The organism is Rickettsia canadensis str. McKiel (assembly GCF_000014345.1).
Lineage (GTDB): Bacteria > Pseudomonadota > Alphaproteobacteria > Rickettsiales > Rickettsiaceae > Rickettsia > Rickettsia canadensis.
In genome coordinates this window covers 448,925-474,969 of record NC_009879.1, presented here as the reverse complement: position 1 = coordinate 474,969, position 26,045 = coordinate 448,925, and the positions used below count along the sequence as shown (strand labels likewise).

The window sequence follows — 26,045 nt, the reverse complement described above, 5'->3', positions numbered from 1 at the left end:
TATATCAATTACACAACTTCCAAATAAATTATATCAAAATATGATTACAACGAATGATTAAAAATTATTGACTTATTTTAATTACTTCTATAAATTACTTCTCTTAGGTGATAATTAAGCTCTATCATTCAAGTTAATTTTTAAGAGTTAAAACATGACAAATAAATAAGAATAAATTTTAACCTCTGAATCTTATATTGATAAAGCGTAAAGAAAACGTTTAAAAGCTCAAGAGTCAAGGAAAAAATTTAAGTTAATATTTGTAATATTTGCTATTATTCTTACTAGTTTTTTAACATTTTGTTATTTCTTTTTTCACTATATGGAAGAGAAAGCAACAGAGTATAAATTACAGCAGGGAGAAGATGCTAAAGCAAGTAATAAAATAGAATAATAGTTGTTAAAACACTCAAGGATTAAAATTATTAATACTTCTTTAGGGTTTAAAAGCTATTTGTTATTGCACTTTTAAGTTTTTACTATATATTAACAAAAATAAGAAATGACTTTTATGGAAGATATAAGTTCTTGGCAAGAAAAGTTTGAAGTTTGCGTTTACGCTAAAAAACTACTTGATAAACTCAAATATTTAAATGCTAAAGTAAAAAACCCTGTTGATATAGAGGAAGTTAAAAAAGGCATTTATTATGCACGTAAATATCACGGCTCTCAAATGCGTCAATCAGGCGAGCCTTATTACTCTCATCCAGTTGAGGTTGCAATTATGCTTGCGGAGTTTGTAACAGATGAAGCGCCTAAGCTTTTTACTACTAACATGATAAATGCCGCTCTACTTCATGATACTATTGAGGATACAGAACTTACTGAAGAAATGATCACTGAAATTTTTGAAATAGAAGTAGCAAGACATGTCGAGGGTTTAACTAGGATTAAATCATACGGGAAAATTAGTGTTGAAGAAAGTCTTAATTTATTAGTTAAACAAAAAAGATATGATACCGCTCTTATAAAATTCTTTGATAGAATTCATAATGTACAAACTTTAGGAGTCAAATCACCTGAGAAAATCAGAAAGATTATTGAAGAGACTTTAAAGGTATTTCTAATTTTAAGTATGTATCTAGGAATATCACAAGTAAAGAATAAATTAATAGAACTATGTTTAAACATAGCCTACTCTGATTCCTAAGCCAATTGCTTTTTCTTCAAATAGTTCTCACGATTCTTTTCTAACTTCTCAAAATGCTGTATCCCGAATCCATAGCTTATACTTAAAGGAATTGAGATAACTAATATTCCCCAGTGTCCAAAATAGCTTACTAAATATATTATACCAAACGAAGTAACTACATATATTAAAGCACGAGATAAAGCATATAAAAAACTTGAATAAGTAAATCTTTTAAAAATAGGAAAATGTTTAAAGAAAATTGGTACTGCTGGTGCATCTCCTAAGCCGATAATTACCATAATTGATTGGATAATAAGTAATTCTCTTGGAGTATGAAGATTATTTAATAAATAAGGAAAAATTAAGATAAATAGTGAAAATATAGCTAAAAATCCTTTAAGAATTTTTAAAGGATTTATTATACCACTCAGATAAGCTCTAAAAATTAAGCTGCCAAAAAATTGCATTAGCGATACAATAAAATTGTGAGTTATAATTTCTTCAGAAGTATAATTAAAAGAACTTTTTAAAATATTACTACAATATATGTAGGTAATATAAAATGTAACAGGCCAAGTACAGTGAATTAAAAAATAATATAAAGAAGTTTTCCAATGAACTTTTTCTTTCCAAATTGGATTATTTTCTAGTATTTTTATATTTATACTCGCTTTATTAAAAATATTCTTCACTTGTTGTTTAGCATCTATAAAATCACGAGTTTCACGTAAATGAGTCCTAGCATAACTTCCTGTTATAGCAATAAATGTGCCTATAAAAAAAGTTATTCGCCAACTAAAACCATAATGAACAATTATAGATTCTAAACCCAGAGCCGCAACACCTCCAAGAACAGCACAAGAAAACATTAATGATACAACGGGATATTGTTTAGGAGGGTTTATTGTTTCTGTAAGATAAAGTTCTGCTCCAATTATCTCACATAGAGATGACATACCTTGAATAATACGGCATATAGTCACTATCCAAGTAGCCGTAACGCCTATTTGTACATAAGTAGGTAATCCTGCCATAAAAGCACAAAAACAAGCCATAAAAAGAGTAGTTATAATCACAGTAGATTTACGTCCATACTTATCACCTATCCAACCAAAAAGTAGAGCGACAAAGGTTCTAAAAACAAATGTCGAACAAAAAGCAGCAGCTGAATATATAGCAGCAGTCTGAGTATCGGCTTTTGGAAATAATAACTCGTTAAGAAGTACTGCCATATGTACATAAATCATTAAATCAAAATACTCAAGGAAAGTACCTATGGACAGTAAACGTATTGTTTCTTTTTGTTCTCTATTTAAACTTGTTTGTGCTTTTTCATAACCTAGCATAAATTCTGTATAAATAAAAAATTAAATTGTAAAGCAACTTATACTGTTTTATATGTAAAGTCAATAGAAAATTTCGCCTTACACGATAAATAAGTCAATGAAGTGCAACTTAATGTGCTCCATATATCAATGCGTTGATCGTACGTGAATATGACATAATCTTAACGATAGTGGAAAACTAAAGCCTATTAAGAACCAAGTTAAATAAAATTTATATCCTAAATATTGTTTGAATAAGGAATTAATACATTCAAGCAACGCTATTAAAACGACAATTATAACTAAGTTGAAGAAATAATTTAATTTTGATTGAGAGAGTTCCAAATATCGATAAAATAACCGGCCAAGAAATAGTCAAACCGAGCAATCCCCAAAATACCGTCCATACCGATACAAGACAATTTAGATCAATAATTTTAAGATAAGCTACCATAGGCACGGTTAAAACGCCCACACAAATGCTCCAAGCATAAAAGGATATTTATGCACAATATCCTCTTTGGTTACACTATATACAAAAGCAATAACCATTATTCCAATTGTTATAGATGCAATAATATCAAATAGATAATGATAACCCTTATAAATCAACGAAAATCCAATACCAGTTAAAATCACTACTATTATTATTCTTAATAAGATAATGTCTAATATTTGCAAAAAACCAACCGTAAAATACTATGCTACTACTCATATGACCTCTAGGGAAAATAAAACCCTTAACGTTTAGAGCAGAATTTAAAGGTATTGCAAATGTATATTTTAGCAAAATAAAATTATGTGAAAAGTAATACACAAAATAGCTTGTGCAATATAGTTGCCTCCCAAATATAGTAAATCCGAGTATTATGATAAGCTCATAACTATATTCCTAACCAATTTTTTAGCTTGTCTCCTATTATTTCTTCAAGCACTTCCACTTCAACACGTGCAATAATAAAAAAATGTTGCTAAATAAAAATATCCTTATTCATTGCTTTACTTAATTTTATTTATATATAATTTATCAAAAATTATAAACTATAGATATGAAAAATATGTTTAATAAATTGACAAGTAATTGCTACCAGTTTTAACGAAAAAATACCTTTATATTTAAAATTAACTAATGAAATGAAAATCCGTTAGCGGGTAAGAATTCGTTAAATATTGATCTTTGTGATTCTAAAATTAAAGAGTAGTGTATAAAACTGCAAAGAGAACTAACGGAATTTCACCTGATATTAAACGAGAATAGCGGTTTGGCTGGTGGTATAAAATAAATTTTACTCTGGAAAGCAATTTTACAGCTCATCAAACTTATAAGGTGACTATTGAAAATTATATATTACCTCATTTTATCGTTTTAAAAAGTCACAATATAAGTTTCACAACTTTGCCTTCTGCTTACTATTTTCCTATTATTAAAGAAATGAATTATCTACAGGATAATATCGATATCGGCTGTACTACCGGTATTAACTAATCCCTTAGCAGCTGCAACTGCTATAACCATAGTATCGCTTGCAATACCTTCTCAAGCATTAAAGAACCATTCTCTAGCATAGAATCACGAATTGCTCCAGGAAGTTCTTTAAATTTACTACCTTCAAAAGACTTATCAGATGAAAGTTGTGTTGGATAAATATCAGAAATCTTGCTATCTAAAAATTTTTGTAATGCCGGCGATTTTCTGTAGCTATAACTTTTTAGCTATTAACTATTTACTGAACCTGCTTTTGTTTATTTTCTTTTATACTTTCTAAGTTTTTTTCTCAACATTTAAATGCCGATCTTCTATTACATCTAAGGTTTCTTGCACAACATTAAATACAATAGCACTTAAAGACAATGCACCTACTAACAATTCCTACAGGAGTCAGATTTTAACAGCAATCAAAATTATAGTCCTGCCCCTACCATTTGCTGCATGTAATACCAGCTTACTGGTTAAAATTTAATCTAATACATTTGCCGTAGCTTACCCCGGTAAAGTTTTTATCTTGTCACACCCCTTAGCTATATCAGATTCAGATTTTAAATCATCTGCTACACAGACAATATCAAAATTAGCACAGACTTTTGCTGCAGCACTAAACAATTTTAGCACTTACTAGAACCGCACTGGCAGCTGCCGTAACTGCTCTTAAGCCACACATTGCTTTGGTCTCTGTAAGTACTCTATTCTTTTTCTGTCCTGATTGTTGAGTTTGGGGTTGAGATATATTGGAATTTTCATTTATATTTAGACAGAGTAGCATTACTTTCTTTAGCATTTTTTATCTCTTCTTCAGAAGTATTAATAGATGATTACTGCTTAAATTTTCTTTACTCACGAATCTCTAATAATTATTTCGGGGTCATATCGTGGCTCAATATTTATCTTGTCACCCCGTAGTTTGACCACGTGGTCTAGAAATATATTATTTACAATACTAATAATTTTAGTATTTTTTTTCTGGATACCACGATCAAGCCTATATGATATCTTATCGCTCTCCCATTGCATAATTCATAATTAAATTCTTAATAGGTTTAAAGTTATTTATCGCCTTAAACCCTATTTGTCTTATAAATCTTAAATTTTTTGAATAATGTGAAAAAATATTATTTAACTCATCAGTCAGCTTATACATAATAAAATTATCATCTTGCCTTAGCTTTTGATATCGTTCTAACGAACCATTATTATTACTAATTACCATGCTTAAAGTCTCTATATCCTTTATACCTTGATTAAGTCCTTGGCCGGCGAGCGGGTGTATAATGTGGGCAGTATCAGCAATAAGTACTATCTTATTATGAAAATATCTATTTACCATACGAGCTTTTAATGGGAAGCTACTCATTTCACTATCAATAGTAATTTTACCTAGGGCATTACCTGCATTCCTTTGAGTTAAAAATCTCACTTCTTCTACAGGCAAATTCATAATTAAAGCAGCTTGATCAGAAGACGTTGACCATATTACGGAAGAAGCATATTGATCTTTTAAAGGGAGCAAAGCAAAAGGACCAAGCGGCAGGAAATGCTCCATAGCACTATTTTCATGCGGCTTTTCATGCTTAATATTAAATGTAAGAGCGGTTTGATAAGGTTTTTCAATTTTATTAGCAAAATAATGAGACCTCGCTTTTGAATTTGCTCCATCACATATAATTAATAAATTACATTTAATTTGTTCATTATCAAATTTTATAACAGAATAGTTATGATGGCTTATAACTTCTTGATATTTATAATTATCAATTAATGTTACTAGAGGATGATTAGTTATTTTTGACAATAATATTTTTTTAAAATCGCTGTTTTTTACTACATACCCCAGCAAGTTATTATTGTCATTTCGTAAATCTAATATCTCTGATGCCTTATTATCTACTACATATACATCTTGCATTCCTACAGTACACTCTTCAAGCTCTTCCCATATATCAATAGAGGATAGGAAATTTTTAGCATGTGGTGTTAAAGCAGTTGTTCTTATATCTTTAAAAAACTCCGGACTTTTTACCGACTTACTCTCAAATATAGTAGTTTCAATTCCTTTTTTTGCAAAAGAAAGAGCAGTCAGCATACCACTCAGACCACATCCTAAAATTACTATATTAGTCATCTTCCCAAGCTCTACTTGTAGAGGTAATTTGTGCGTAGACCTGACACTCCTCGCATCCTCACATACGTTTATGTACGCTGCAGTACTGCGTTTCGTATCTCCTACACAGTCCTCTCTATAAGCGAATTTAGAAAGATACCTATTAATCTGTTTTGTTTTCATTCGACTCATTTATAAAATATTTTAAATATCCATTTGTTGCTATAAAGCTTAGGAGAAAATAAATAATTGCTATATCCAAATATGAACTATTTCCTGAGTATAAGCTTAAACAACAAATAAATAAACTTACAATAGTCGTAAAACTGTTTAACACTAATAACTTGGTAAAAATATCTGTTTTTTTGATAAATAGGTAGGTTATTAAGCAAATAAATAACGAAATAATAATTAAAAAAATGTTAAGCATATTAAGCATAATTTAAAATAAGTTATAATAACAACACATATAATACTACAAACTGCAAATAAAATTCATTAAATAATTTAATATTATTTCATCTTAGCCAATCTTTACATTATAAATAGCTATTGTGACAAAAATGTTATAAAAAAGTGTTGCTTTCTTTTACATTCGGCATTAACGTATATCTTAACATTAATATTTCTAAGGTAAATTATAATGTCATCAATAGATGTTTTAATAGTAGACGATGAAGAGGATATACGAAATATTATTGCCGCAATTTTGAAAGATGAAGGTTTTAACTCTAAAGTTGCTGCTAATAGTACTCAAGCTCTTAAAATACTTGCCGAAAAACCAGTCTCTGCCGTTATACTTGATATTTGGCTTCAAGGAAGTGAAATTGACGGGCTTGGGATTTTAGAGATAATTAAAAAACGCTATCCTTTAATGCCGGTAATAATTATTAGCGGTCATGGTACTATAGAAACAGCAGTAAATGCTATAAAAATGGGGGCTTATGATTATATAGAAAAACCATTTAATAATGATAAATTGGTTATTTTACTTAAAAGAGCTTGTGAAGTAACAAAGTTAAAACGTGAAAATATAGATTTAAAATCAAAAGTTATAGATAAAACTGAATTAGTAGGAGGATGTTCAGTAACGTTAAAATATAAAATGGAAATAGAAAAGGCAGCTAGCTCTAGCAGTCGTATAATGATTCAGGGTAAAGTCGGTAGCGGTAAGGAGCTTGCCGCAAGGTTAATTCATAAACAATCTAAAAGGGTTAATAATCCATTCATTATTTTCAGTCCTACTTGTATGACTACAGAAAAAATCGATCAAGAATTATTCGGCGAATCGGAAAAGCAGGAAAATAATAATAAACGTCCTACTATCTTAGAATTTGCCAATAACGGTACTTTATATATAGATGAGGTCAGTAATATTCCTATTCCTATCCAGGTAAAATTATTAAAATTTCTTAAAAATCAAACTATTACAAAACCTTGCGGGGACAGTATTAAGGTTGATATAAAAATTATTACTGGCACTTCTAAAAATATCCAAGACGAAGTTAATAACGGCAAATTTCTAGAAGAGCTATATTATCGTCTTAATGTATTCTCTCTAAAAGTACCTTCATTATATGAAAGAAAAGAAGATATACCATTACTCATAAAATATTTTGTTAAGCAACTTTCAAAATTTTCAGGTTTAAAAGAACGTCCTTTTGCAGATGACACTATTGCAGCTCTTCAATCCTATGAATGGCCAGGCAATATTAGACAATTACGTAATGTTGTTGAATGGACTTTAATTATGAATCCGTTAACTACAGGTAATAATGAAATTATAAAACCTTATATGATACCTGCGGAAATATTAGCAAATAGTGCTAATCTTACAAAGCTTGAAGATAGTGTTGATATGTTATCTATGCCACTTAGAGAAGCTAGAGAAGTTTTTGAGCGTCAATATCTATCGGCACAAATGAGTCGTTTTAACAACAATATTTCAAAAACATCGTCATTTGTTGGTATGGAAAGATCAGCTTTGCATCGTAAATTAAAATTATTAAGCTTACATATACCTCCTGCAAATAAAATAAATGAAGAAGAATATGAGGATGCCAATACTTAAAGTCATATCAATAATTACTATTTACTTATTATTAAGCAGCTGTTCCGAATCTACTCGTGATGCGCATGGATTACTTACAGATAGCCAAAGTACAGTAATTCAGCATTATATAGTATCACAAAATTCTAAAAACCTTAAAGTGAACCTTAAAGAGAAGTTTGGTTCAAATTTAAAAGGAGTAAAATTAATAGGAGTCCAGCTAATAAATGAAGATTTATCAGGAATAGATTTAACTTCCTGTGAAATATTACGTACTGATTTTGCAGGTAGCAATTTAGAAAAAGCTATATTAACAAATGCTATAATTCAAGAAAGTAATTTTGCAGATTCAGTAATAAAAAATATTTCTGGATATAATTCTGACTTTCGAGGCTCAATTTTTAATAACATAACATTACAAAATACAAATTTGGTTCAATCAAATTTTAGTGATACTGCTTTTAATAAAACTACTATAAAACATGTTAACTTTGAAAAGTCTAAATTTAGTCATGTATTATGGAACAATAATACTATCGATGGTGTTAATTTTCAAAAAGCTAACCTAAAGAATAATAGCTTTAAAAATACTAATATAACAAATTCAATATTTTACGGTACGGATTTAGCGAAAAGTGTAATAAATAATACCAATTTTACTAATAATTATTTTGAATCTAGCGACCTAAGTCAAACTAGATTAACAGCAGTAATAATTAAGGATTCTAATTTCACACAAAGTATTTTTAATGAAGTAAGCTTTAATAACGTACAAAGTAATAACTCTTACTTTTCATATGCTTCCTTCCAAGGTTCAACATTACAAAATATTAGCCTTACTAAATGTGATTTACAAAACAGTACAATTAGTGGTGCAGTTTTAAATCAGTTTAAAATTGATAATAGTATATTAAATAATATGAGTCTAAATGATAATAAATTTAACAATTTATCAATAAAAAATAGTAATGCTAATTTTGTAAGGATTAATAAAACTAAAGGTTCAAATATTACTTTAGATAATATTAGCATAGCTAATATTATCTTTAGCAATAATGATTTTAAACAATTTATAGCAATTAATACCGATTTAACCGGCAGTGAAATAATAAACTCAAATATAACTAACGGGCAATTTAATAATGTCAATTTTTCTAAAACTTTAATACAAAATATAAATTTTTCAGATGTTAAAATTAATTTAGGCAATTTAAACCAAGTGGCTCTAATAAATTCCAATCTAATAAATACTGCAGTTATTAATTCCGCCATTTCTAACTCACAAATAAATAATATTAACTACCAAGCATATTCCAGTTTTATTAATACTAATGTTTCTAATAATATTATTTTAAATAGCGATAATTCGAGTAAAAACCTACCGAATAATATAATAATAAACTCAGTAAAAGATCTGCAAAAAATAACTAACTTAGCAAATATGAATTTAACAAATTTTGACTTGAGCAATTTAATATTTGATAGAGTAGATTTTTCAAATAGTATTTTTAAGAATGCTAACCTAACAAATACGGTAATTAAGAACTCTTCCTTACAAAATGTAGATTTTTCTGCAACAACAATTTCTAAAACAGATTTTTCAAACTCAATATTAACAGATAGCATATTTAAATCAGCTAAAATTGATCAGGCTAACTTTAATAATTCTGATCTAACAAACGTTGATTTTAGTGATGCAGCAATTAAAAACACTTTGTTTGATAAGGCTAAGACAGGCAGAATGAAAGGGGTGGAATAATTTATTTAAACGTCATGAGCTAAGTAACTGCAAGGAGTGCAGCAAAATCCAAAAAAATAATAAAAAATGCTAATTTATAGTATATTTATATTGGATTGCTTCGTTAAAACTTACAGTTTTTCCTCGCAATGACAAAAAAATATGAGCCATGCAATAAAGCTGATCAAACAACAGGGTAACACTAGTATACTTCAAGTAAATAAAAAGTAGTAGATGAAGATCAACTTGAAAAAGAGCAAGGACTCTATAAGCCGAGGAGCAGAGCATATACTAATATGAGAGCACCGGAGGACTTGCAAAACGATGTAGCCAATTTTTTTCAAGTTCATCAAGTATACATATTACCTTATTACCTTTGGTTGCTTTTTTTTAAAGACCTTACTTTAGTTGTAAGAGTATTAGACGGTACAAATAAATTATTATTAATAAAAGCAGTAGGGCTTTGTTCCTTCATTCTATTAATAATTTGTTGTTGTTTAAGATTATTTATCTTTTGTTTTCCGGCTATCTTTATAGATTTAGTAATTTTAGCAGTTTCTATAAATATTTCCTGAGGAGTTTGTAGCTGATCAATTCGTTCATAATGTTTTTTAAGAAAATCTTCTTTTATCTTTGGTTTTACTCCTTTCAAATAAATATATGTTTTATATAACTTCTTTAATTTTATTTTAGATTCTTTTATTTGTTGTTTGGAAGATTTTTGGTGAAGTGATTGGATCGAATTAACAAAACTACTGCCTATTTCTTTTAGAATATTCACTGTAGGCGAAACTATTTTTTTTATTCCTTCATATATTGTATTTAACCCACTAGCAATAACATCTAATATTTTAGTCTCATATTCTTTAGATATAGGAGACTTATCTCTAATAATATCACTAGCTTCAGTCAAATTATTAGCTAAATGAAGTAATGCTTTTTTCTCCTCTAACTCGGTAGATCGACTAGCATATAAACTAGCTATATCTGCCTGAGCATCTATAGTATCGGTAATGATTGATTTAGTATCATTAAAAGAAAGAGCTGTAGATGTCTTGTGTTGCATTATAGGGATATCTTCTCTTAATTTATCTAGCCTATCACATATTTCTTGATCTTTTTGATTACTAAGGTTTCTACTTTTTTGTTCTAGTTTAACCTCAGATCGTATCTGCTCAATTAGATCATCTACTTTATTACCGGATTTTTTTGTGGGAACATAAGGTCTATCTTGAAGTTTAGCAAACCTTTCTTCTAACTCTTCAAGTGTTGGAGGAGTACCTTTAAGCTTTGCTAGTCTTGCTTCTAATTCTTTTATTATTTGATCGTCTTGCTTTTTCTTAGACATATATACCTCTGTAATAATTCTCAATTATTAATAACACACACTACTAACTAAAATAAAGCACTTTTTAATATGAGTAGGGATATAGTAGATATAAATAAAGAAATGATCGCCATCACTATTATTTTCCGAACTTACACCTATTATTTTAATGCTACTATCTTCAAACTGAAGATACTGAGTTATTATAGATATTATTGTGCTTACTTTTTCAAAAGCACTAAGCAACAAGATTTTTACTTATAACAAGCTATTTCAAAAAAATCAGCTTTTATACAATTATTATCTACTTATATTTCTAATAATTCCTTGTAGATAATATTTATGGTTTGTCAAACTACTATTATTTGTTTGCTAAGAGCAGCATATTATCCTATAATGATTTCTTCGTTAAACTTCTTTTCAATAAATTAAATTCAGCAAGTTTGCTTAAATGATATCACGATACTCTTACATCCCACATTTCTTGAACTTCTGGACTTGAGATTTTATAAACATTAATAAAATCGCTATCTTGACCGGTAGGGTATAAGTATAAATTATCAAGTTCTTTTATAGACAATAGAAAACTTCTCATTTTCAACACATTACATAAATCCAATAAATCTGTATCAGGCATACATATTCGTACTTAATTAAGAAGAAATTTAGCCATTTCTATATGATTGATTAATTGAAAATATAAAACCAAAGAAATTTTTACCCTTCTGCATACTCTCTGCATACTCAAACTTAGCATTAACATCTGACCCCTTTTGTACAGTAAAAGCTTTGCAGATTCAATATTATTACCTGCAACGACTGAATGAAAGGGCGTTTTACTATTGTGAGAAGCTCTTGAGATACGGTAAAAATATTCTTGTCAAACAGATAATTTATAATATCTAAAGATCCGCTTTTTACAGCAACATTAAGTATAGTAAATTCTGCACCTTAATTTTCTATTACAATACCTCCATTATTAATAAAATACTTTATACAGTACAATAAATCATAATCAATAACCCTTTCTACTATTGCTGCTACTTTTTCATCATTATAACCATACTGAAATTTTAGTAATTCTTCTATCATAATTTTATCTTAATTGAATTATAAGCACATCATATAGTTTATAAATACTTATCCAGCACATCCGACATGATTTTACGAGCTATTGGGGCGGCTGCCTTACTGCCACCTCCCCCATGATCAATAAAAACAGTAACGGAATATCGAGGATCATGATAAGGAGAGAAGCCTAAGAACAAGGCATGATTACGCCTCTCCCAAGCGATAGAATCACGGCTTAAATCGTCTTTAGCATTTAGTTTACCTTGTACTTGAGAAGTACCTGTTTTACCGGCAAGCTGCCTATTTTTGCCTAAAATTCTATTATAGTACGCTGTACCCCCTACAACATTAACGGTATTATACAAACTTTCTTGTATTATTTTGATATTTTCGGGTTTAATATTGACATTATAAAATTCTGGATCATTTTTTAATACTCTGGGTGTATATAGCTTGCCATTGCTTGCAATAGCTGTAATAAATCTTGCAAGCTGCATCGGTGTCACTCCTAAAAATCCCTGCCCGATTGCTAAATTAAAACTATCCCCTATTGACCAAGGAAGCTTTAATTTTCTCTTTTTCCATTCTTTGGAAGGGACGAACCCCATATTTTCATGAGCTAAATCAATACCAGTCTTTGAGCCAAATCCAAATTCTCTTGCAACTGCAAGAATTTTATCCGGCCCTATTATTCTTGCTAATTCATACATATAAATATTACAAGAATACTTTAAAGCAGACATCATATCAAGAGTACCGTGTCCGCTATGATTCCAACATCGGAAGCTATTAGTATTAAGGACAGAGCTACCATCACAAAAAACAGTTTTATTAGGATTAATACCTACTTCAAGGGCTGCAAGTACAGTAATTATTTTAAAAACTGAACCTGGGGGATAGGAGTTTTGTATTACCTTATTAATTAAAGGTTTATAAGGATCGCCCGTTAAACTTTGCCAATAATTTTCTGATAATTTACTGAAATTATTTGATTCAAAACCTGGTGTGGAAACACAAATTAGTACATTTCCGGTTCTAGTATCCATAACTATTGCCGAAGAACCTTTAGGATTTAAATATTGCCGTATCTTTTGTTGAAGAGAAGCATCGATATTTAAATGCATATCTTCACCTGATTTAGTAGGGGTTCCTGCTATTTCTCGTACCTGTTTACCGTAAGCATTTACTTCTACTTTTTTATAACCGAATTCTCCTCGTAATTTGTTATCATAATATTTTTCAATGCCGGACTTACCTATATTAAAATTGCTTACACTATATATATTTAACTCTTGCTTCTCTTGCTCATTTATTTGACCAAGATAACCTATTAAGTGAGAAGTAACGCTTGAAAAAGGATAAAACCTTAAATATCCTACATCAATAAATATTGAAGCTAGTTTATGTTTTTGTTCTTCAATCACCGATACTTGCTGCCAATCAAGCTGATCAAATATTACTAAAGGTACATGACGACTAGATTTTTCAATCTTTTGTTTAATATAATTAAATTTTTCTGGAGATAAATTTAAAATATTACTAATTATTTCTAATTCATCCCTATAATTATTATTAATGCTTCGATCTATTACTAGCTGATAACATGGTTTATTAGTAGCTAAAATATTGCCGTCTAAATCATAAATTCTTCCTCTACTAGGAGGAAGCACAACAAAATTAATACGGTTTTTATCTGATAAAGTCTTATATTCTTCACTTTTAATAAGCTGTAAATAAAACATTCTTATTCCAAGCAAAGATAAAAATCCGAGTTTACCTACTCCAATTATAAAGGCCCTTCGTGAAATTAACTCACCATGTAGTATTTTTTTATTTAGCATACTTTTTAAAGTAATTCATAGGAGAGTCAAGTATAAGATAAACTAAATTATAAGAAAATATAGTTGTACAAAATTGCAAGAAAAGTATTAAATATCCATCTGCTTCTAACCTTTTGATTATTACTAGTAAATATTTAAAATTCAATATAAATAAACAATAAACGCAAAAAATAATGAAATGTATAAAATAGTTTTTAGTTACAAAATATTTCGAAGATACTTTATAAATCACATATGCCAATAAAAAAACTAACGAATTTGTACCGATAGGTATCCCACTTATTTGATCTATTAATAGACCGAGCAAAAATATTCTAAAAACATTTAAGGAATATAATGACATAAAATAATAAATAAATATAATTTCTATCGCTGGAAAAATTCTGCTTTGAATATTTATTTTATAACTTACCAACGGAAATAATATGATTAACAAACATAATAAAGCAAACAGCAATTTTAATATTATTTGTAAGCTATTTTTATATATTTCTTGTTTTATTTTTAACATAAATAGTTTTTATATATAGTTTGTCATGCTGCCGCTTGATTGGCAATTAGGTTGTCATCCTATCCTATGACTTGATCACAGGATGACAACAAGAAAGCTGATCCACCTAACAATCATATCCACCTTGTACAAAATATAAATTAATTTTCTCTTTTGTACAGTTTAAAACAATTAATAGACTCTATAATAACTCACAACAACTAGGGTTAGTGCTTTTATCATTACCGCTAAGCTCTAATTCTTCTTATTCATCGAAACTTATATAGAAAAACGGTTGTTGTGTTTTTCTTTTTAATGTGGGATCAAAAGACTGAAGACGCCTGATAGGGTGTAATAGGGATAGTAAGTAGTATGATTAGGTTTTTATTCGTTATATTTTCATTTTTTGACATAAAAAACTCCTTATTAGCTTAGAAAAAAGATTAATTGTCAACTTTCCTCTTCATTGTGTTCTATCGGTTCTAAACCATATAAAGATATCATACGTTCAAAAACTCTACCGGCGGTTGGGGCAGCCGTCCAGCTTGCCGTTGCAAAGCCAAAGCTTTCTTTAGTAGGCTTTGGTTCATCAAACCTGATGAAAATAACATATTGTGGATTAGATACCGGTAGTACACCTAAAAACGATGAAGCTCTACTATTTTTTAGATATTTCTTTTTACCTCCTGCACCTTGTGAAAGTTTTTCTGCCGTACCTGTCTTACCTCCAACAAGATAACCTTTCACTTCTGCTCTTTTGCCGTTACCTTCTTTTACTACCGATCTAAATAATTTCTTCATTTGGGTCGAGGTATGTTCACTAAAAACTCTTCTACCTATTACTTTTTCATCCTTTCTTTTTAATAAAGTAAGATCATATAAAGTACCGCCGTTAACAACCGGTAACATTGCTCTAACAAAATGCAAAGGGCTAATCGAAATGCCGTAGCCATACGACATAGTAACACTAGTTAACTCATTCCATCTTTTTTCGGAAGGAAATAATGGCGTACCCCGTTCCGGCAATTCTATTTGTAACTGATCTAATAAACCTAATTTTTTTAGGTATTTTTTAAAATTGCTTTTGCCAATTTCAAGCATAATTTGACTTGTACCAATATTTGAAGAATATAGAAAAATCTCAGGTACACTATGCCACCCTTGTCTTGGCGTATAATCCTTAAGCTGGAATCCTCCTACTTTCATATAACTAATGTCATAAGCATCATTCATATTTATTGCACCGGTATCAAAACCAACTGCCATAGTTAATGCCTTAAACACTGAACCCATTTCGTAAAGGCCAAGACTTGCTATATTAAACAACTCTTCCGGTCTTGCTAAATTAGGATGATGAGGATCAAAATCAGGCTTATTTACTAATGCTAAAATCTCACCGTTATTTGGATCGGCAATAATTCCTACTGCTCCTATAGCATTAAATTGTTTTAAAGTTTTATCAATCTCCTCACTTAAAATACTTTGCAGTCTTATATCAATCGATAATTTAAGCGGCTCTTTCCAGTTCCCGGGTTCATTTAATGCATGATCGGAATTAGTTAAATACTTATCATAAGCAAGTTCTAAGCCACTAAGCCCAACCAAATCTCTACCTACATAACCGATAACATGTGACAATAAATTAGAAAAGATATAAATTCGTTTCTGCTCTTCTTCAAAATCAAAACCAAGTAACCCAAGACTAGTTATTTTTTCTTGCTGACTAGGTAATAAATCTCTTTTAACCCATATAAAGCTTTTATTTGACTTAAGTTCCGCAAGTAATTTAGCTTTATTAATATCAGGTAAAATTTCCGCTAGCTTTTTTACAGAAGTTTCAGGATCAAGTACTATTTGTGGATTAGCAAATAATGACGCAGAAGGTAGGTTAACTGCTAATAAATTACCGTTTCGATCAACTATTTCTTTTCTAAATTGATTATTTTTTTTTACAGCATTGAGGTTTTTATCGTAAACATTCGTAGCAACGATTATTAACCTATAAGATAAAGTACAAAAAAGAAAAGAAAAGCCACAAATAACAATTAATAATCGGATTTTTATATTTTTACTACAAACATTCCAAATTATCAGACTTTTAATTGCAGGTTTCCATTTTTCTAAAATATGTTTCATAAAATAAGTTGTCATCCCGCGACTTAATCGCGATATCTAATATATAAACATTAATTTTTTGGATACCGCTAACAAGTTGCGGTATGACAATCACTTAACCTTACTTGAAACAGTCTGTATATACTTATTATTCGTAATTCTTCTGTAACGCCATTTACTGTCCTTAGGAATACTAATATTATAAGCAAATTTAATATTTTGGTTAGTGGTAGGTAGCAACGGGTCTTTTATCATTTGATAAGATTTAACTGTTTCTAATGTTAAATAAGCCGCTACAAGCTTTTTTAGTCTACCAGGCGAAAGTAGATAAGCTTGCTCTGCTTTTAAAATATGAATATTATTATTCTCACTATTGATCTGTTTTATAACGCTATTTAATTGATAATCAAGAGTTGAGACCCGCTCCTTTATGCTAAACAAACTACATACTGCTATAATTGTTATCAATAATGTTAAATAATGGAATTTTCTTATACTCATAACTAATACTCATATATCGCTTTTGCTGCCCGAAGCTTTGCCGATCTCGCTCTAACATTCAATTCTACTTCTTTATCTGACGGTGCTTCCGCCTTGTTAGTAATAATCTTAAGCCATTTATTCGGATCAATTACTGGATTGTCTTTAGAATATTTCGATCTTGCTACCGGCTTTTCCGAATTTTCTTTAAAGAAATGCTTAACTATTCTGTCTTCTAAAGAGTGAAAAGAAACAATAACTAAACGTCCGTCTTTATTTAATATATTCTGCACATTGGCCAAAAATCTTTCTAATTCTCTAAGTTCATCGTTAATATAAATCCTAATAGCTTGAAAGGTTTTAGTTGCAGGATCAATTTTGCCTTTTCGAAATCCTATACTATTCCTAACAATCTCGGCTAACTTGCCTGTACTATTAATTCTGGCAGTTTTTCTATATTCTACGATTCTCTTAGCAATTCTTCGTGAAAAACTTTCATCGCCATACTTATAAATTATGTCAGCAAGCTCCTTTTCTTCTACAGTATTTATAAATTCCTCTGCACTTAAACCTTGTCCACTCATACGCATATCCAAGGGGCTGTCATGTAAAAATGAAAATCCTCTATCTGCTATATCTAACTGCATTGATGAAACACCTAAGTCTAGAACTATCCCATCAAATTTTTTTTCCTTAAGCTTTGCAAAACTATCGGCAAAATTCGTTTCTATAAAATCAAACCTCGTACTGTAATTTTGTTTAATTCTTTCGGCTCTTTTAATCACATTCGGGTCGCGATCTAAAGCTGTGACATAACAGTTACAGCTTTCTAATATTGCTTTGCTATACCCTCCTGCTCCAAACGTACAATCTAAATAAGACTTACCATCTTGTGGAGCTAAATTTGCTAGCATTTCATTTAGCATTACCGGTATGTGAGATTGCTGCATTAATTCGCATTCCTTAGAGTTAAGCGCTTTTCATAAGCAATTTTTTGAGCAGAATTTAAATATTTCTCAAAATTCTGTGGCTGCCAAATCTCAAAAATCACTCCCTTACCTACAAAACATGCTTGCTCTTCGATCCCCGCATGCTGCATTAAAGACTGCGGCAACATCACTCTTCCCTCACTATCAAACGAAAGTTGCAAGGCTTCCCCAAATATTATGGTCTCAAATGCATCACGTTCCTCAGAATAAGGATCAAGTGTTTCAATCATCTGCCTTAATTTTTCGATATGTGAAATACCACACGCCTCTATACATTTATTCCTAATCGATGGATAAGCAATTACACCGTTAAATAATTCTTGCCCTAGTACCGCACGGTAATTCGCTGGCACCGAAACCCTACTCTTTTTATCAACACCATTTACATACTTCGATAAAAATACATTCATTGGTATAGTTTGGGTTAATTTGGGATTTAATGGAAAATTATAGGATATTATAGGAACATAACAGAGTCAAGGGTTTTAATAACTTAACATTTAAAATATTGATATATGTTTTAAACTTAACTTAACTAAGCTAGTTTAAATCAGTTAAAAATTTAAACGTTTAAAATGCAAGTAGTGAACATTTACAATGCAAAAAGTCATTTATACTTAGATACATATATTTTATTGCAGTGACAAATAATGATAAAACCCTACCATATAAAATAGTAAGCAACTATAGCTAATTCTGATAATATAATTTTTGTAAGCAGTTTAAACACATAGAAGATTACTATTAAAAAATCTTTAGAAAAGCTAGAAGCTCCAAATGACCTAAAAAAGCCATTGAGTTTAATAAATTTCAAAGAGTTTAATAAATTTCAAAAATTACCGATTTCTACAGTTCATATCACTTATAAAACTTGCTGTTATATCACAAGGCCCGTTTGATAGATTATTAAATAGCCCAAGCAATAGTAGAAGGTTTAAACTTACTAACTTGTGATACTCACATTCAGTACATACGATTAAAGCTTGATATATAAAAAATTAAGGATTTTAACAATTTTAATATAATCAAGATTAATTAGATCATTTTTAAAAAAATTGATTTATTATGTTAATGATTATTTTTAACATAAATAAAGGTTAATTATGCTGCAATTTGAATGTATAGCTACTTTACTGAGATCATTATTAGGAAGTTATCAAACCTAATTTTCCTGTGCCTTATTTGTTTAATAACAAAACTTTTTACTTTTCTGTACCCTATCATGCATTTATGAAAGATAATACTACTTAATACCCTTGTAGATTTTGAGGAATGTGACGACACCAAAACACAAATTATCGAATTCATCATTGGGCGAGAATTTTAATGAGAATAATGTCTGGAAGAAACTAAAACATACTATTAACTCTATAATATAAAGACGGACACAAAATAAGTTTTATGCGGAATATCTTTTTTTGTTCACTCAATCTAATAAATATAAAGCTTGGGTTAAAAAATTTTATGAGAAGGAGCATTACACAATATAAATGCTGCAGAATATTCTCAAATTTATCTATTTTAGTTTCTCCTTTACTAGAACAACAAAAAATAGCTAGCATTTTACGTGTTTAGGATAATGCAGTAATATACCTTTGCTTGAACAGCAAAGCTGTGTTCAAATTATCTTAATAGCTTGACGTAATGAGTTAGAAACATACAAAAAAGAGCTTAAGCTTTTAAAAAAACAAAATATCAATATATTATATACATAATCTAATGAACAAGTCGTTAACTGAAAAGCTCAAAAATATTCTTTATTCTGGTGCTTTTACTACTTGTAGAAATTATTTTGATACACGTTTTTGTGTTTTTGAATAATGATGTAAGAAAGATAGCCCATCATCATCAATTTGTTACCACACATATAGCTATAAAAAGGATAGTACAACACACGTGAAGAGCATAAGCTTAGCAAAGGGAGGTAAGTATAATATAGTAAGGTACAGGCATATCTTTAAAAATGGTAATAATTGCCTAATTTCTCCTAAAATCGACTAATCTTGCTAATACGCGTATCATAATTATAACCGATAGAATTAAACCTGACGGACAAATTGAAAATACTTTTAAAGCTTGCGGACTTGAACCTAAACTTGCAACTACATCAGCAGAACTAATTAAATTAATTAGAGGTGATGTATCTATTATAACTACGGTTTAATAAATTAAAAATAGTTTTTAAAGATAATTGTCAAGATTCCAATGATAATATTTTTGCTCTTATTTACGAAGGTTATCGTATTCAATACGGTGACTTAGCAGATAAAATGCGAACTATTTTGCCTAACGCTTATATAGCATTTACCGGTACACCGATTTTAAAAGACCAAAAACATACATTTAGAAATTTTGGTAAATCAATTCATAAATATACTATAAAAGCTATATTAAAAGATAATATGATCGTACCGTTATTTTATGAGGGGCGTATTATTCAGCAATATCTTTAAGATGAATCATTGCTTGATAAATATTTTAACATGATTACTATTAGATAAAGAAGATTGAGAAGAAGCTATATTTTTTATAGATGATAAGTTAAAAGAACTTTTTCCATTATTACAAGAAATGAAAAATATTTATTTAGCCGATGAAGCTATAACGCAATAACTTTTATTTCTTGTTGAATAAATTTAAAAATCTGATGTCTATAGCCTCTAACTCTAATAAATTTTTTAAATTATCTGAAGTTTCTTCAAAAGAACTACATAATGAATTAAAAAGATTTACTAATCTCAAAGAGATCTAAAAGCTTTATAAAGAAAAACCAAATAAAAAAATAGTTGCGTGATAAGCATTTTATTTTCGGAATGTATTAAAAGAACAGACATCACAGTAGTGGATACGGCTAATCAAATACAAGATACTATTAAGGATTATATCAATATTGATCCTGCCTTTATCAAAAATTTTCTACCCTTAGTAAATAACACAATAATACAAAATACAGCATCATAATAAACGTTTATCGGATAGTGAGCTTTTAAATAGAGTTCAAAAAATAAGATCTGAATTTAAACATGATGTGCCGAGTGAGTGAGGCAACAACAAAACAATAATAGCTTTTTATAGAAAATCATTTAACTTCTTACAGGAACAAATAGATCAAAATCAGCATGAAACAACTGTTAAAATTGCTCTTAACACTCTTATGAGATTATTAAGAAAAAAATAATTGTTCATTTAAAATTTTCAATTAGAAATTCACTTGATAATTATTATTTTGATGTTGTTAAAAAAGAAATAGTAATTAATTTCAATACTGAAAATTTAAGTGATGTTTTGGAAAGCTGAGTTGATATTACCAAAAAGCATAAAGCTAAATGATTTGGTTTAAATAACACAAATAGCCAATTTACTTTTGTAATGTGCTATTGATTATTAAGTAATAAAAATAATACCGACAATGTCTAATTTTCTTTGCAATAACGTAGAATTTGTAAGCTATCAACATTTATATAATATCTAGAAATATTAGGCAATTATTACAATTTTATAGTAATTATCAGTATTGCCACTGGAGCATAATTCTGCTCTTGTAGATAAGCTTTTACATTTTGTTTTAATAAATTATTATCTAGAGTATCTAGTTCATAAGAAAGCATATAAAAAATAATAGGTTATTTGAGGCTTTTTGTATTTCTTGTTGAATATGACTATAATGTAATTTTAATTTGTTTGTACCGTCTATAATATGGATATAAAAATTAATAATGTTTTAAAATCAGCTTGGCTTGATACTCCGATTGGTTCCATGCTGACAATTAGTGACGAAGAGAGACTTTATTTGCTCGATTTTGCTGAAAGTAAAGGATTAGAGTATAAAATTAAAAGACTTAAGATTAAAACAAAATCAGCTATTACTGAAGATCGCACTAAACCGATTTTATCAATCAAAGAGGAGCTTAAATCTTATTTTACCGGTACTTTGAAAAAATTTGATACACCTATATATCTTTTAGGAAGCGAATTTCAAAAATTAGTATGGCAAGAGCTAATGAATGTACCTTACGGTGAAACAAGAAGTTACTTTGATCAAGCTAAAATAATAGGTAGGGAAAGATCTTATAGAGCCGTGGCAAATGCTAATGGGGCAAATAAATGCGCTATAATTATTCCGTGTCACCGCATCATCAATAATAATGGAGAGCTTGGCTGTTACAGTTCAGGGCTAGATCGTAAAAAATGGCTTATTGAACATGAGAGAACATTTACAACAAATTAGAAATATTTTGCTTAGCTCAGCTACTATTTCTGTAGAACGTAGAACACTGTTCTTTAATTCTTTAAAACTAGGGAATGAGAGTATGGAGAGCATAATCGTTTTTTAGGATTACCATGTCAACTTTACATAAGGTAGCTAAAGTTATTATTTATTATTTAGCATGATATGATTCAAGTCGGCGTATTACTTCAGCATTTAATGAAGAAAGATTTTTAGTGATTTTAATTATGCAGTATCAGAAAGCACAATATAAAGAATTTTTTATAATTTTTACTTAAACAATATAAAACACGTAAATAATTCGAATTTAGTAGATGCTTCAGCCCATAATATAATCGGAGCTTATTTATTGGATAAATAAAAGGATGATCGTTTTACATTAACAAAATCGGGAATTCTTTGGAAAAGACTCATAGCTATAGTTGCTACTTAGTTTTGAAATAGCAACATTACTCCTAAACGATAAACATAATTTAATGCATCAAGCAGTAGGTTGGATGCTACGTGAAGCAGGCAAAAAAGACAAAAAACATATTAATAGATCTTTTAGATCATTATACTCTACAAATGCCAAGAATCACAGTTAGTTATACTATAGAGAGGCTACAGCAAGAAGTATACAAAATATCTTTTAAAAAACTAGATTTATATTTAATATAATATATGCTAATGTTTTATTTTAATTTATTAAAGGTATTTTATTATGCTCAAAACATTGTTAATTAGTTTAATAACTTTAATTTGTGCAGTAAGCTATGCTGAGAACCAAACAGCTCAAAATCATTATTCTACAAATGCTTCTTCTGATGAGTCCAATAATCTATTACCTGCAGCGTTAGCCGTTCACTTTGTACAACCTTGGGCAAGACCTACAACGGATGTACAAGGTAAAGTTAGCAACTCTGCTATGTATTTTACATTAGTAAATAGTAGAAGTAGTAGTTATAATTTAGTGAATATATCTTCAGATATCGCAAATAAAATAGAACTTCATCAAACAATCACTGATGAGAGTGGTGTTAGTAAGATGGTAAAAGTAGATTACCCGTTTTTAATTGCTGATAATATTAAAGTTGATTTTAAGCCCGGTGGTATGCATATTATGCTTTATGATTTAAAAGGACCTTTAAATGTAGGAAGTAGTTTTAAAATAACTTTTTTCTTTGATGACAATACACGAAAAACAGTGGATGTTAAAGTAGCAAATGACAATCCATATAATACAGCGGGGAATTAGAAGAAACATCCATTACATGGCTTGACAAATAATGTAATGTCATTCCCGCCTACGTGGGAATGACATCGGAAAACCATACATATGACCTCAGATGCTACCGGAAGTGAATTAATTAAATCTAAACTTGTAGATGCTCCTGAATGTGCAGGGGTTTACCAGATGTTTGATGTTAATAAGCAAGTTATCTATGTCGGTAAAGCTAAAAATTTAAAAAAGCGTCTTACTAATTATATTAAACTAGATTTAGATAATAAGACACTTCGGATGATTGCAAATACTTGCTTTTTAGAATATAGTGTCACTAGTTCCGAAGTTGAGGCACTGCTTTTAGAAGCACAGTTAATCAAAAAATTTCAGCCAAAATTTAATATTCTTCTTAAGGACGACAAGTCTTTTCCTTTTATTAAGTTACGTTTAGATCATGATTTTCCACAATTGTTAAAATATCGTGGTAGAACTCGAACTCTAAGTGATGGTAAGTTTTTTGGTCCTTTTGCCTCGGCTACGGCAGTTAATACTACTTTGACCGAACTACAAAAAATTTTTAAATTACGTTCCTGCACGGATAATTACTTTAATTCACGTAATCGCCCTTGCTTACAATATGAAATAAAACGTTGTTATGCTCCTTGTATCAGTAAGATAAATAAAAAAGATTATGCAGAGCTAGTAATACAGGTTACAGCTTTCTTACAAGGTCACACTAAAGAACTCCAAGAGAACCTATCTAAAAAGATGGAAGAGCTAAGCAGTCATATGTATTTTGAAGAGGCGGCAGAAATTAGAGATCGTATTAAAGCACTTAGTTATGTGCAGCTTAAAGCAGGTATCTCGGATATTGTTAAAGACGCAGATATAATGGCTATTGTAGAAAAGAACGGACATTATTGTGTAGAAGTGTGTTTATATAGGGCAGGACAAGCATGTGGTACTATTCCTTATTTTCCTACTGCCATGGGAAATAACACTAAAGAGGCAATACTAAAATATTTTTTATTGCAATTTTATCAAAAACAACAACTACCATCGGAAATTATTATTAATAATGAGGTAGAGGATAAAGAGGATGTTATAGAAGCAATTAAGAAAATCAATAATATTACTAAACTCAACATTATACTACCTATTAGTGGAGGTAAAGCCAAACTAGTTCAGAACGCCACAACAAATGCTTTGTTTTCGCTTGAGCAATATTTGAAGAAATTTGCAAAAAATCAAGAGATTATGCTTGAAATTAAAGAGTTATTTGATCTTTCTGAGATTCCTGAAAGAATAGAAATTTACGATAATAGTCATATTCAAGGTAAGTTTGCGGTTGGAGTTATGGTAGTTGCCGGTAAGTCAGGTTTTGATAAAAAAGAATATCGTGTTTTCTCATTGTCATCCCACGACTCGATCACAGGATTTAGTACATTAACAAACAATCTAGATCCTGTGGTCAAGCAACAGTATGACACCAATGGTACATATAATACTACGGTGGGTGATGATTATGATATGTTCAGACAAGTCCTAACAAGGAGACTTACAAGATTAAAACAAGAGCCGTATAAATTGCCAAGCTTAATGATTATAGACGGTGGTAGGGGACATGTAGGCATTGTTAAAGAGGTAATGGATAAATTTAAAATGAACATTCCTTTTGTTTGTATGTCAAAAGGTCCTGATAGAAATGCCGGTCTTGAGCAATTCCATATGGTAGGTAAGGAAGTATTTACTCTAGATAAGAATTTACCGGTTATGAAATATTTGCAAATCTTACGAGATGCAGCTCATAGTTTTGCCATAAAGAATCATAGACTAGGTAGATCGCGTACCATCAAATTATCAAGTCTTGATAACATAAAGGGTATAGGTAAGACTCGTAAAAAATCATTACTGCATTATTTCGGTTCATACAAAGCAGTATGCGACGCAACCATAGATGAGCTTGTTAAAGTACATGGAATTAGTAAATCACTTGCCGAGATGATTTTTAGAACGTTGCATCAGTCTTAATAAAGACTTACTCATCATGTCCCCACTTGTTAAAAGTATTTTTATAATTTTTGTATCCCTTCTTAGTCCTTGTATGATATTAATTTAGCTTGCGCTTACGAACTCGTGTATAGGCTCCCTAAAAAAAGTTGTAGCTTTAAGTGTACCACATTATGTACATAATAGCAATAATTTGCTTAGATATCAGTGTCACATAGAAAAGTATATATAACTCACAATTATGGTAAAGTTATAAAATAATATTTATAGTTGTATGGTTCTGCAAAACGGTTAATATCATTCCTGCAAAAGCGGGAATCCAGTAATCACAATGTATAAGGTGCTATTAGTTTCTAAAACTAAAAAGTTTAAATTGCTTTACTTCTTTTAGCCACTTTCACAGAAATGATATATCACACTTGATAAATTGTACGGTATCCAAATCTTAT

The 26,045-nt window shown here is 29.7% G+C and carries 24 protein-coding genes and 3 pseudogenes; 11 read left to right on the top strand and 16 right to left on the bottom strand.

All coding sequences use genetic code 11. From position 1 onward, the window contains the following. The first annotated feature begins 175 nt into the window (after nt 1-175). Nucleotides 176-394: pseudogene (locus A1E_RS06795) on the top strand (hypothetical protein). A gap of 117 nt (nt 395-511) precedes the next feature. After that, nucleotides 512-1,150: an HD domain-containing protein gene (locus tag A1E_RS02005; protein WP_014363812.1), complete on the top strand. Its 639-nt coding sequence runs from the start codon at nt 512-514 to the stop codon at nt 1,148-1,150. Here the strand turns inward: A1E_RS02005 and A1E_RS02000 are convergent. From A1E_RS02000 to A1E_RS06780, 4 genes are all read right to left on the bottom strand, one after another. Then, the gene (locus A1E_RS02000; protein WP_012148575.1) at nt 1,147-2,478 is read right to left on the bottom strand and encodes an MFS transporter; all 1,332 of its coding nucleotides are present in this window, start codon (nt 2,476-2,478) and stop codon (nt 1,147-1,149) included. The two genes, A1E_RS02005 and A1E_RS02000, sit on opposite strands and share 4 nt — an antisense overlap. Before the next feature lie 250 nt (nt 2,479-2,728). Further along, nucleotides 2,729-2,932 (bottom strand): hypothetical protein, encoded by a 204-nt coding sequence (locus A1E_RS06790; RefSeq protein ID WP_012148574.1) that lies wholly within the window; start codon nt 2,930-2,932, stop codon nt 2,729-2,731. Beyond that, nucleotides 2,920-3,096 (bottom strand): phosphatase PAP2 family protein, encoded by a 177-nt coding sequence (locus tag A1E_RS06785; RefSeq protein WP_231259273.1) that lies wholly within the window; start codon nt 3,094-3,096, stop codon nt 2,920-2,922. The genes A1E_RS06790 and A1E_RS06785 overlap by 13 nt, the downstream gene beginning before the upstream one ends. Continuing rightward, nucleotides 3,059-3,247, bottom strand: coding sequence for a hypothetical protein (locus tag A1E_RS06780; RefSeq protein ID WP_231259283.1), 189 nt, complete (start codon nt 3,245-3,247; stop codon nt 3,059-3,061). Before A1E_RS06780 ends, A1E_RS06785 begins: the two co-directional genes overlap by 38 nt. 290 nt (nt 3,248-3,537) lie before the next feature. On the opposite strand from A1E_RS06780, the pseudogene A1E_RS05480 reads away from it, so the two are divergent. After that, a pseudogene (locus A1E_RS05480) lies at nt 3,538-3,919 on the top strand (hypothetical protein); the annotation flags it as partial. A 631-nt stretch (nt 3,920-4,550) separates the two neighbouring features. Here the strand turns inward: A1E_RS05480 and A1E_RS01985 are convergent. The 3 genes from A1E_RS01985 to A1E_RS01975 form a co-directional block, all read right to left on the bottom strand. Continuing rightward, complete coding sequence (locus A1E_RS01985; protein WP_012148569.1) at nt 4,551-4,733, bottom strand: hypothetical protein; 183 nt, start codon at nt 4,731-4,733, stop codon at nt 4,551-4,553. 213 nt (nt 4,734-4,946) lie between these two features. Continuing rightward, entirely contained in the window at nt 4,947-6,236 is a 1,290-nt protein-coding gene (gene ubiH / locus A1E_RS01980; RefSeq protein WP_041405236.1) for a 2-octaprenyl-6-methoxyphenyl hydroxylase, read from the bottom strand. Further along, complete coding sequence (locus A1E_RS01975) at nt 6,217-6,483, bottom strand: monovalent cation/H+ antiporter complex subunit F (RefSeq protein ID WP_012148567.1); 267 nt, start codon at nt 6,481-6,483, stop codon at nt 6,217-6,219. Before A1E_RS01975 ends, ubiH begins: the two co-directional genes overlap by 20 nt. 213 nt (nt 6,484-6,696) lie before the next feature. Between A1E_RS01975 and A1E_RS01970 the strand changes: the two genes are divergently transcribed. Continuing rightward, the gene (locus A1E_RS01970) at nt 6,697-8,124 is read left to right on the top strand and encodes a sigma-54-dependent transcriptional regulator (RefSeq protein WP_012148566.1); all 1,428 of its coding nucleotides are present in this window, start codon (nt 6,697-6,699) and stop codon (nt 8,122-8,124) included. Further along, nucleotides 8,117-9,862, top strand: coding sequence for a pentapeptide repeat-containing protein (locus tag A1E_RS01965; protein ID WP_081422213.1), 1,746 nt, complete (start codon nt 8,117-8,119; stop codon nt 9,860-9,862). The genes A1E_RS01970 and A1E_RS01965 overlap by 8 nt, the downstream gene beginning before the upstream one ends. Before the next feature lie 349 nt (nt 9,863-10,211). Here the strand turns inward: A1E_RS01965 and A1E_RS01960 are convergent, their stop codons facing one another. The 9 genes from A1E_RS01960 to mraZ form a co-directional block, all read right to left on the bottom strand. Further along, nucleotides 10,212-11,189 carry a hypothetical protein gene (locus A1E_RS01960; RefSeq protein ID WP_012148564.1) on the bottom strand — a complete coding sequence of 326 codons (978 nt, stop codon included), beginning with the start codon at nt 11,187-11,189 and terminating at the stop codon, nt 10,212-10,214. A 436-nt stretch (nt 11,190-11,625) separates the two neighbouring features. After that, complete coding sequence (locus tag A1E_RS01955; protein ID WP_012148563.1) at nt 11,626-11,805, bottom strand: hypothetical protein; 180 nt, start codon at nt 11,803-11,805, stop codon at nt 11,626-11,628. Nucleotides 11,806-12,119: 314 nt separating this feature from the next. After that, nucleotides 12,120-12,260 carry a hypothetical protein gene (locus A1E_RS06130; RefSeq protein WP_012148562.1) on the bottom strand — a complete coding sequence of 47 codons (141 nt, stop codon included), beginning with the start codon at nt 12,258-12,260 and terminating at the stop codon, nt 12,120-12,122. Nucleotides 12,261-12,298: 38 nt separating this feature from the next. After that, nucleotides 12,299-14,080, bottom strand: a complete 1,782-nt coding sequence (mrdA, locus tag A1E_RS01950) for a penicillin-binding protein 2 (protein WP_012148561.1) — start codon at nt 14,078-14,080, stop codon at nt 12,299-12,301. Then, nucleotides 14,070-14,591: a hypothetical protein gene (locus tag A1E_RS01945; protein WP_012148560.1), complete on the bottom strand. Its 522-nt coding sequence runs from the start codon at nt 14,589-14,591 to the stop codon at nt 14,070-14,072. Before A1E_RS01945 ends, mrdA begins: the two co-directional genes overlap by 11 nt. A gap of 429 nt (nt 14,592-15,020) precedes the next feature. Then, nucleotides 15,021-16,706 (bottom strand): peptidoglycan D,D-transpeptidase FtsI family protein, encoded by a 1,686-nt coding sequence (locus A1E_RS01940; RefSeq protein WP_012148559.1) that lies wholly within the window; start codon nt 16,704-16,706, stop codon nt 15,021-15,023. Nucleotides 16,707-16,796: 90 nt separating this feature from the next. Beyond that, nucleotides 16,797-17,186, bottom strand: a complete 390-nt coding sequence (ftsL, locus tag A1E_RS01935; RefSeq protein WP_012148558.1) for a cell division protein FtsL — start codon at nt 17,184-17,186, stop codon at nt 16,797-16,799. A 2-nt stretch (nt 17,187-17,188) separates the two neighbouring features. Then, a complete protein-coding gene (gene rsmH / locus A1E_RS01930; RefSeq protein ID WP_012148557.1) occupies nt 17,189-18,115 on the bottom strand; it encodes a 16S rRNA (cytosine(1402)-N(4))-methyltransferase RsmH in 927 nt (308 codons plus the stop codon). After that, complete coding sequence (gene mraZ / locus A1E_RS01925; RefSeq protein ID WP_012148556.1) at nt 18,115-18,564, bottom strand: division/cell wall cluster transcriptional repressor MraZ; 450 nt, start codon at nt 18,562-18,564, stop codon at nt 18,115-18,117. The genes rsmH and mraZ overlap by 1 nt, the downstream gene beginning before the upstream one ends. A 1,595-nt stretch (nt 18,565-20,159) precedes the next feature. Between mraZ and A1E_RS07095 the strand changes: the two are divergent. The 6 genes and pseudogenes from A1E_RS07095 to uvrC all read left to right on the top strand — a co-directional run. After that, nucleotides 20,160-20,318: pseudogene (locus A1E_RS07095) on the top strand (restriction endonuclease subunit R); the annotation flags it as partial. 10 nt (nt 20,319-20,328) lie between these two features. Beyond that, nucleotides 20,329-20,607 (top strand): hypothetical protein, encoded by a 279-nt coding sequence (locus A1E_RS01920; protein ID WP_196792442.1) that lies wholly within the window; start codon nt 20,329-20,331, stop codon nt 20,605-20,607. Between the two features lie 1,244 nt (nt 20,608-21,851). Next, on the top strand, nt 21,852-22,382 hold the full coding sequence (locus tag A1E_RS01915; RefSeq protein WP_012148554.1) for a methylated-DNA--[protein]-cysteine S-methyltransferase: 531 nt from the start codon (nt 21,852-21,854) through the stop codon (nt 22,380-22,382). A gap of 422 nt (nt 22,383-22,804) precedes the next feature. Beyond that, the gene (locus A1E_RS07085) at nt 22,805-22,969 is read left to right on the top strand and encodes a DNA alkylation repair protein (RefSeq protein WP_269146062.1); all 165 of its coding nucleotides are present in this window, start codon (nt 22,805-22,807) and stop codon (nt 22,967-22,969) included. Between the two features lie 116 nt (nt 22,970-23,085). Beyond that, nucleotides 23,086-23,619 (top strand): copper chaperone PCu(A)C, encoded by a 534-nt coding sequence (locus A1E_RS01905; protein ID WP_012148552.1) that lies wholly within the window; start codon nt 23,086-23,088, stop codon nt 23,617-23,619. An 81-nt stretch (nt 23,620-23,700) separates the two neighbouring features. Beyond that, nucleotides 23,701-25,617: an excinuclease ABC subunit UvrC gene (uvrC, locus tag A1E_RS01900; RefSeq protein WP_012148551.1), complete on the top strand. Its 1,917-nt coding sequence runs from the start codon at nt 23,701-23,703 to the stop codon at nt 25,615-25,617. The last annotated feature ends 428 nt before the right edge of the window (nt 25,618-26,045 follow it).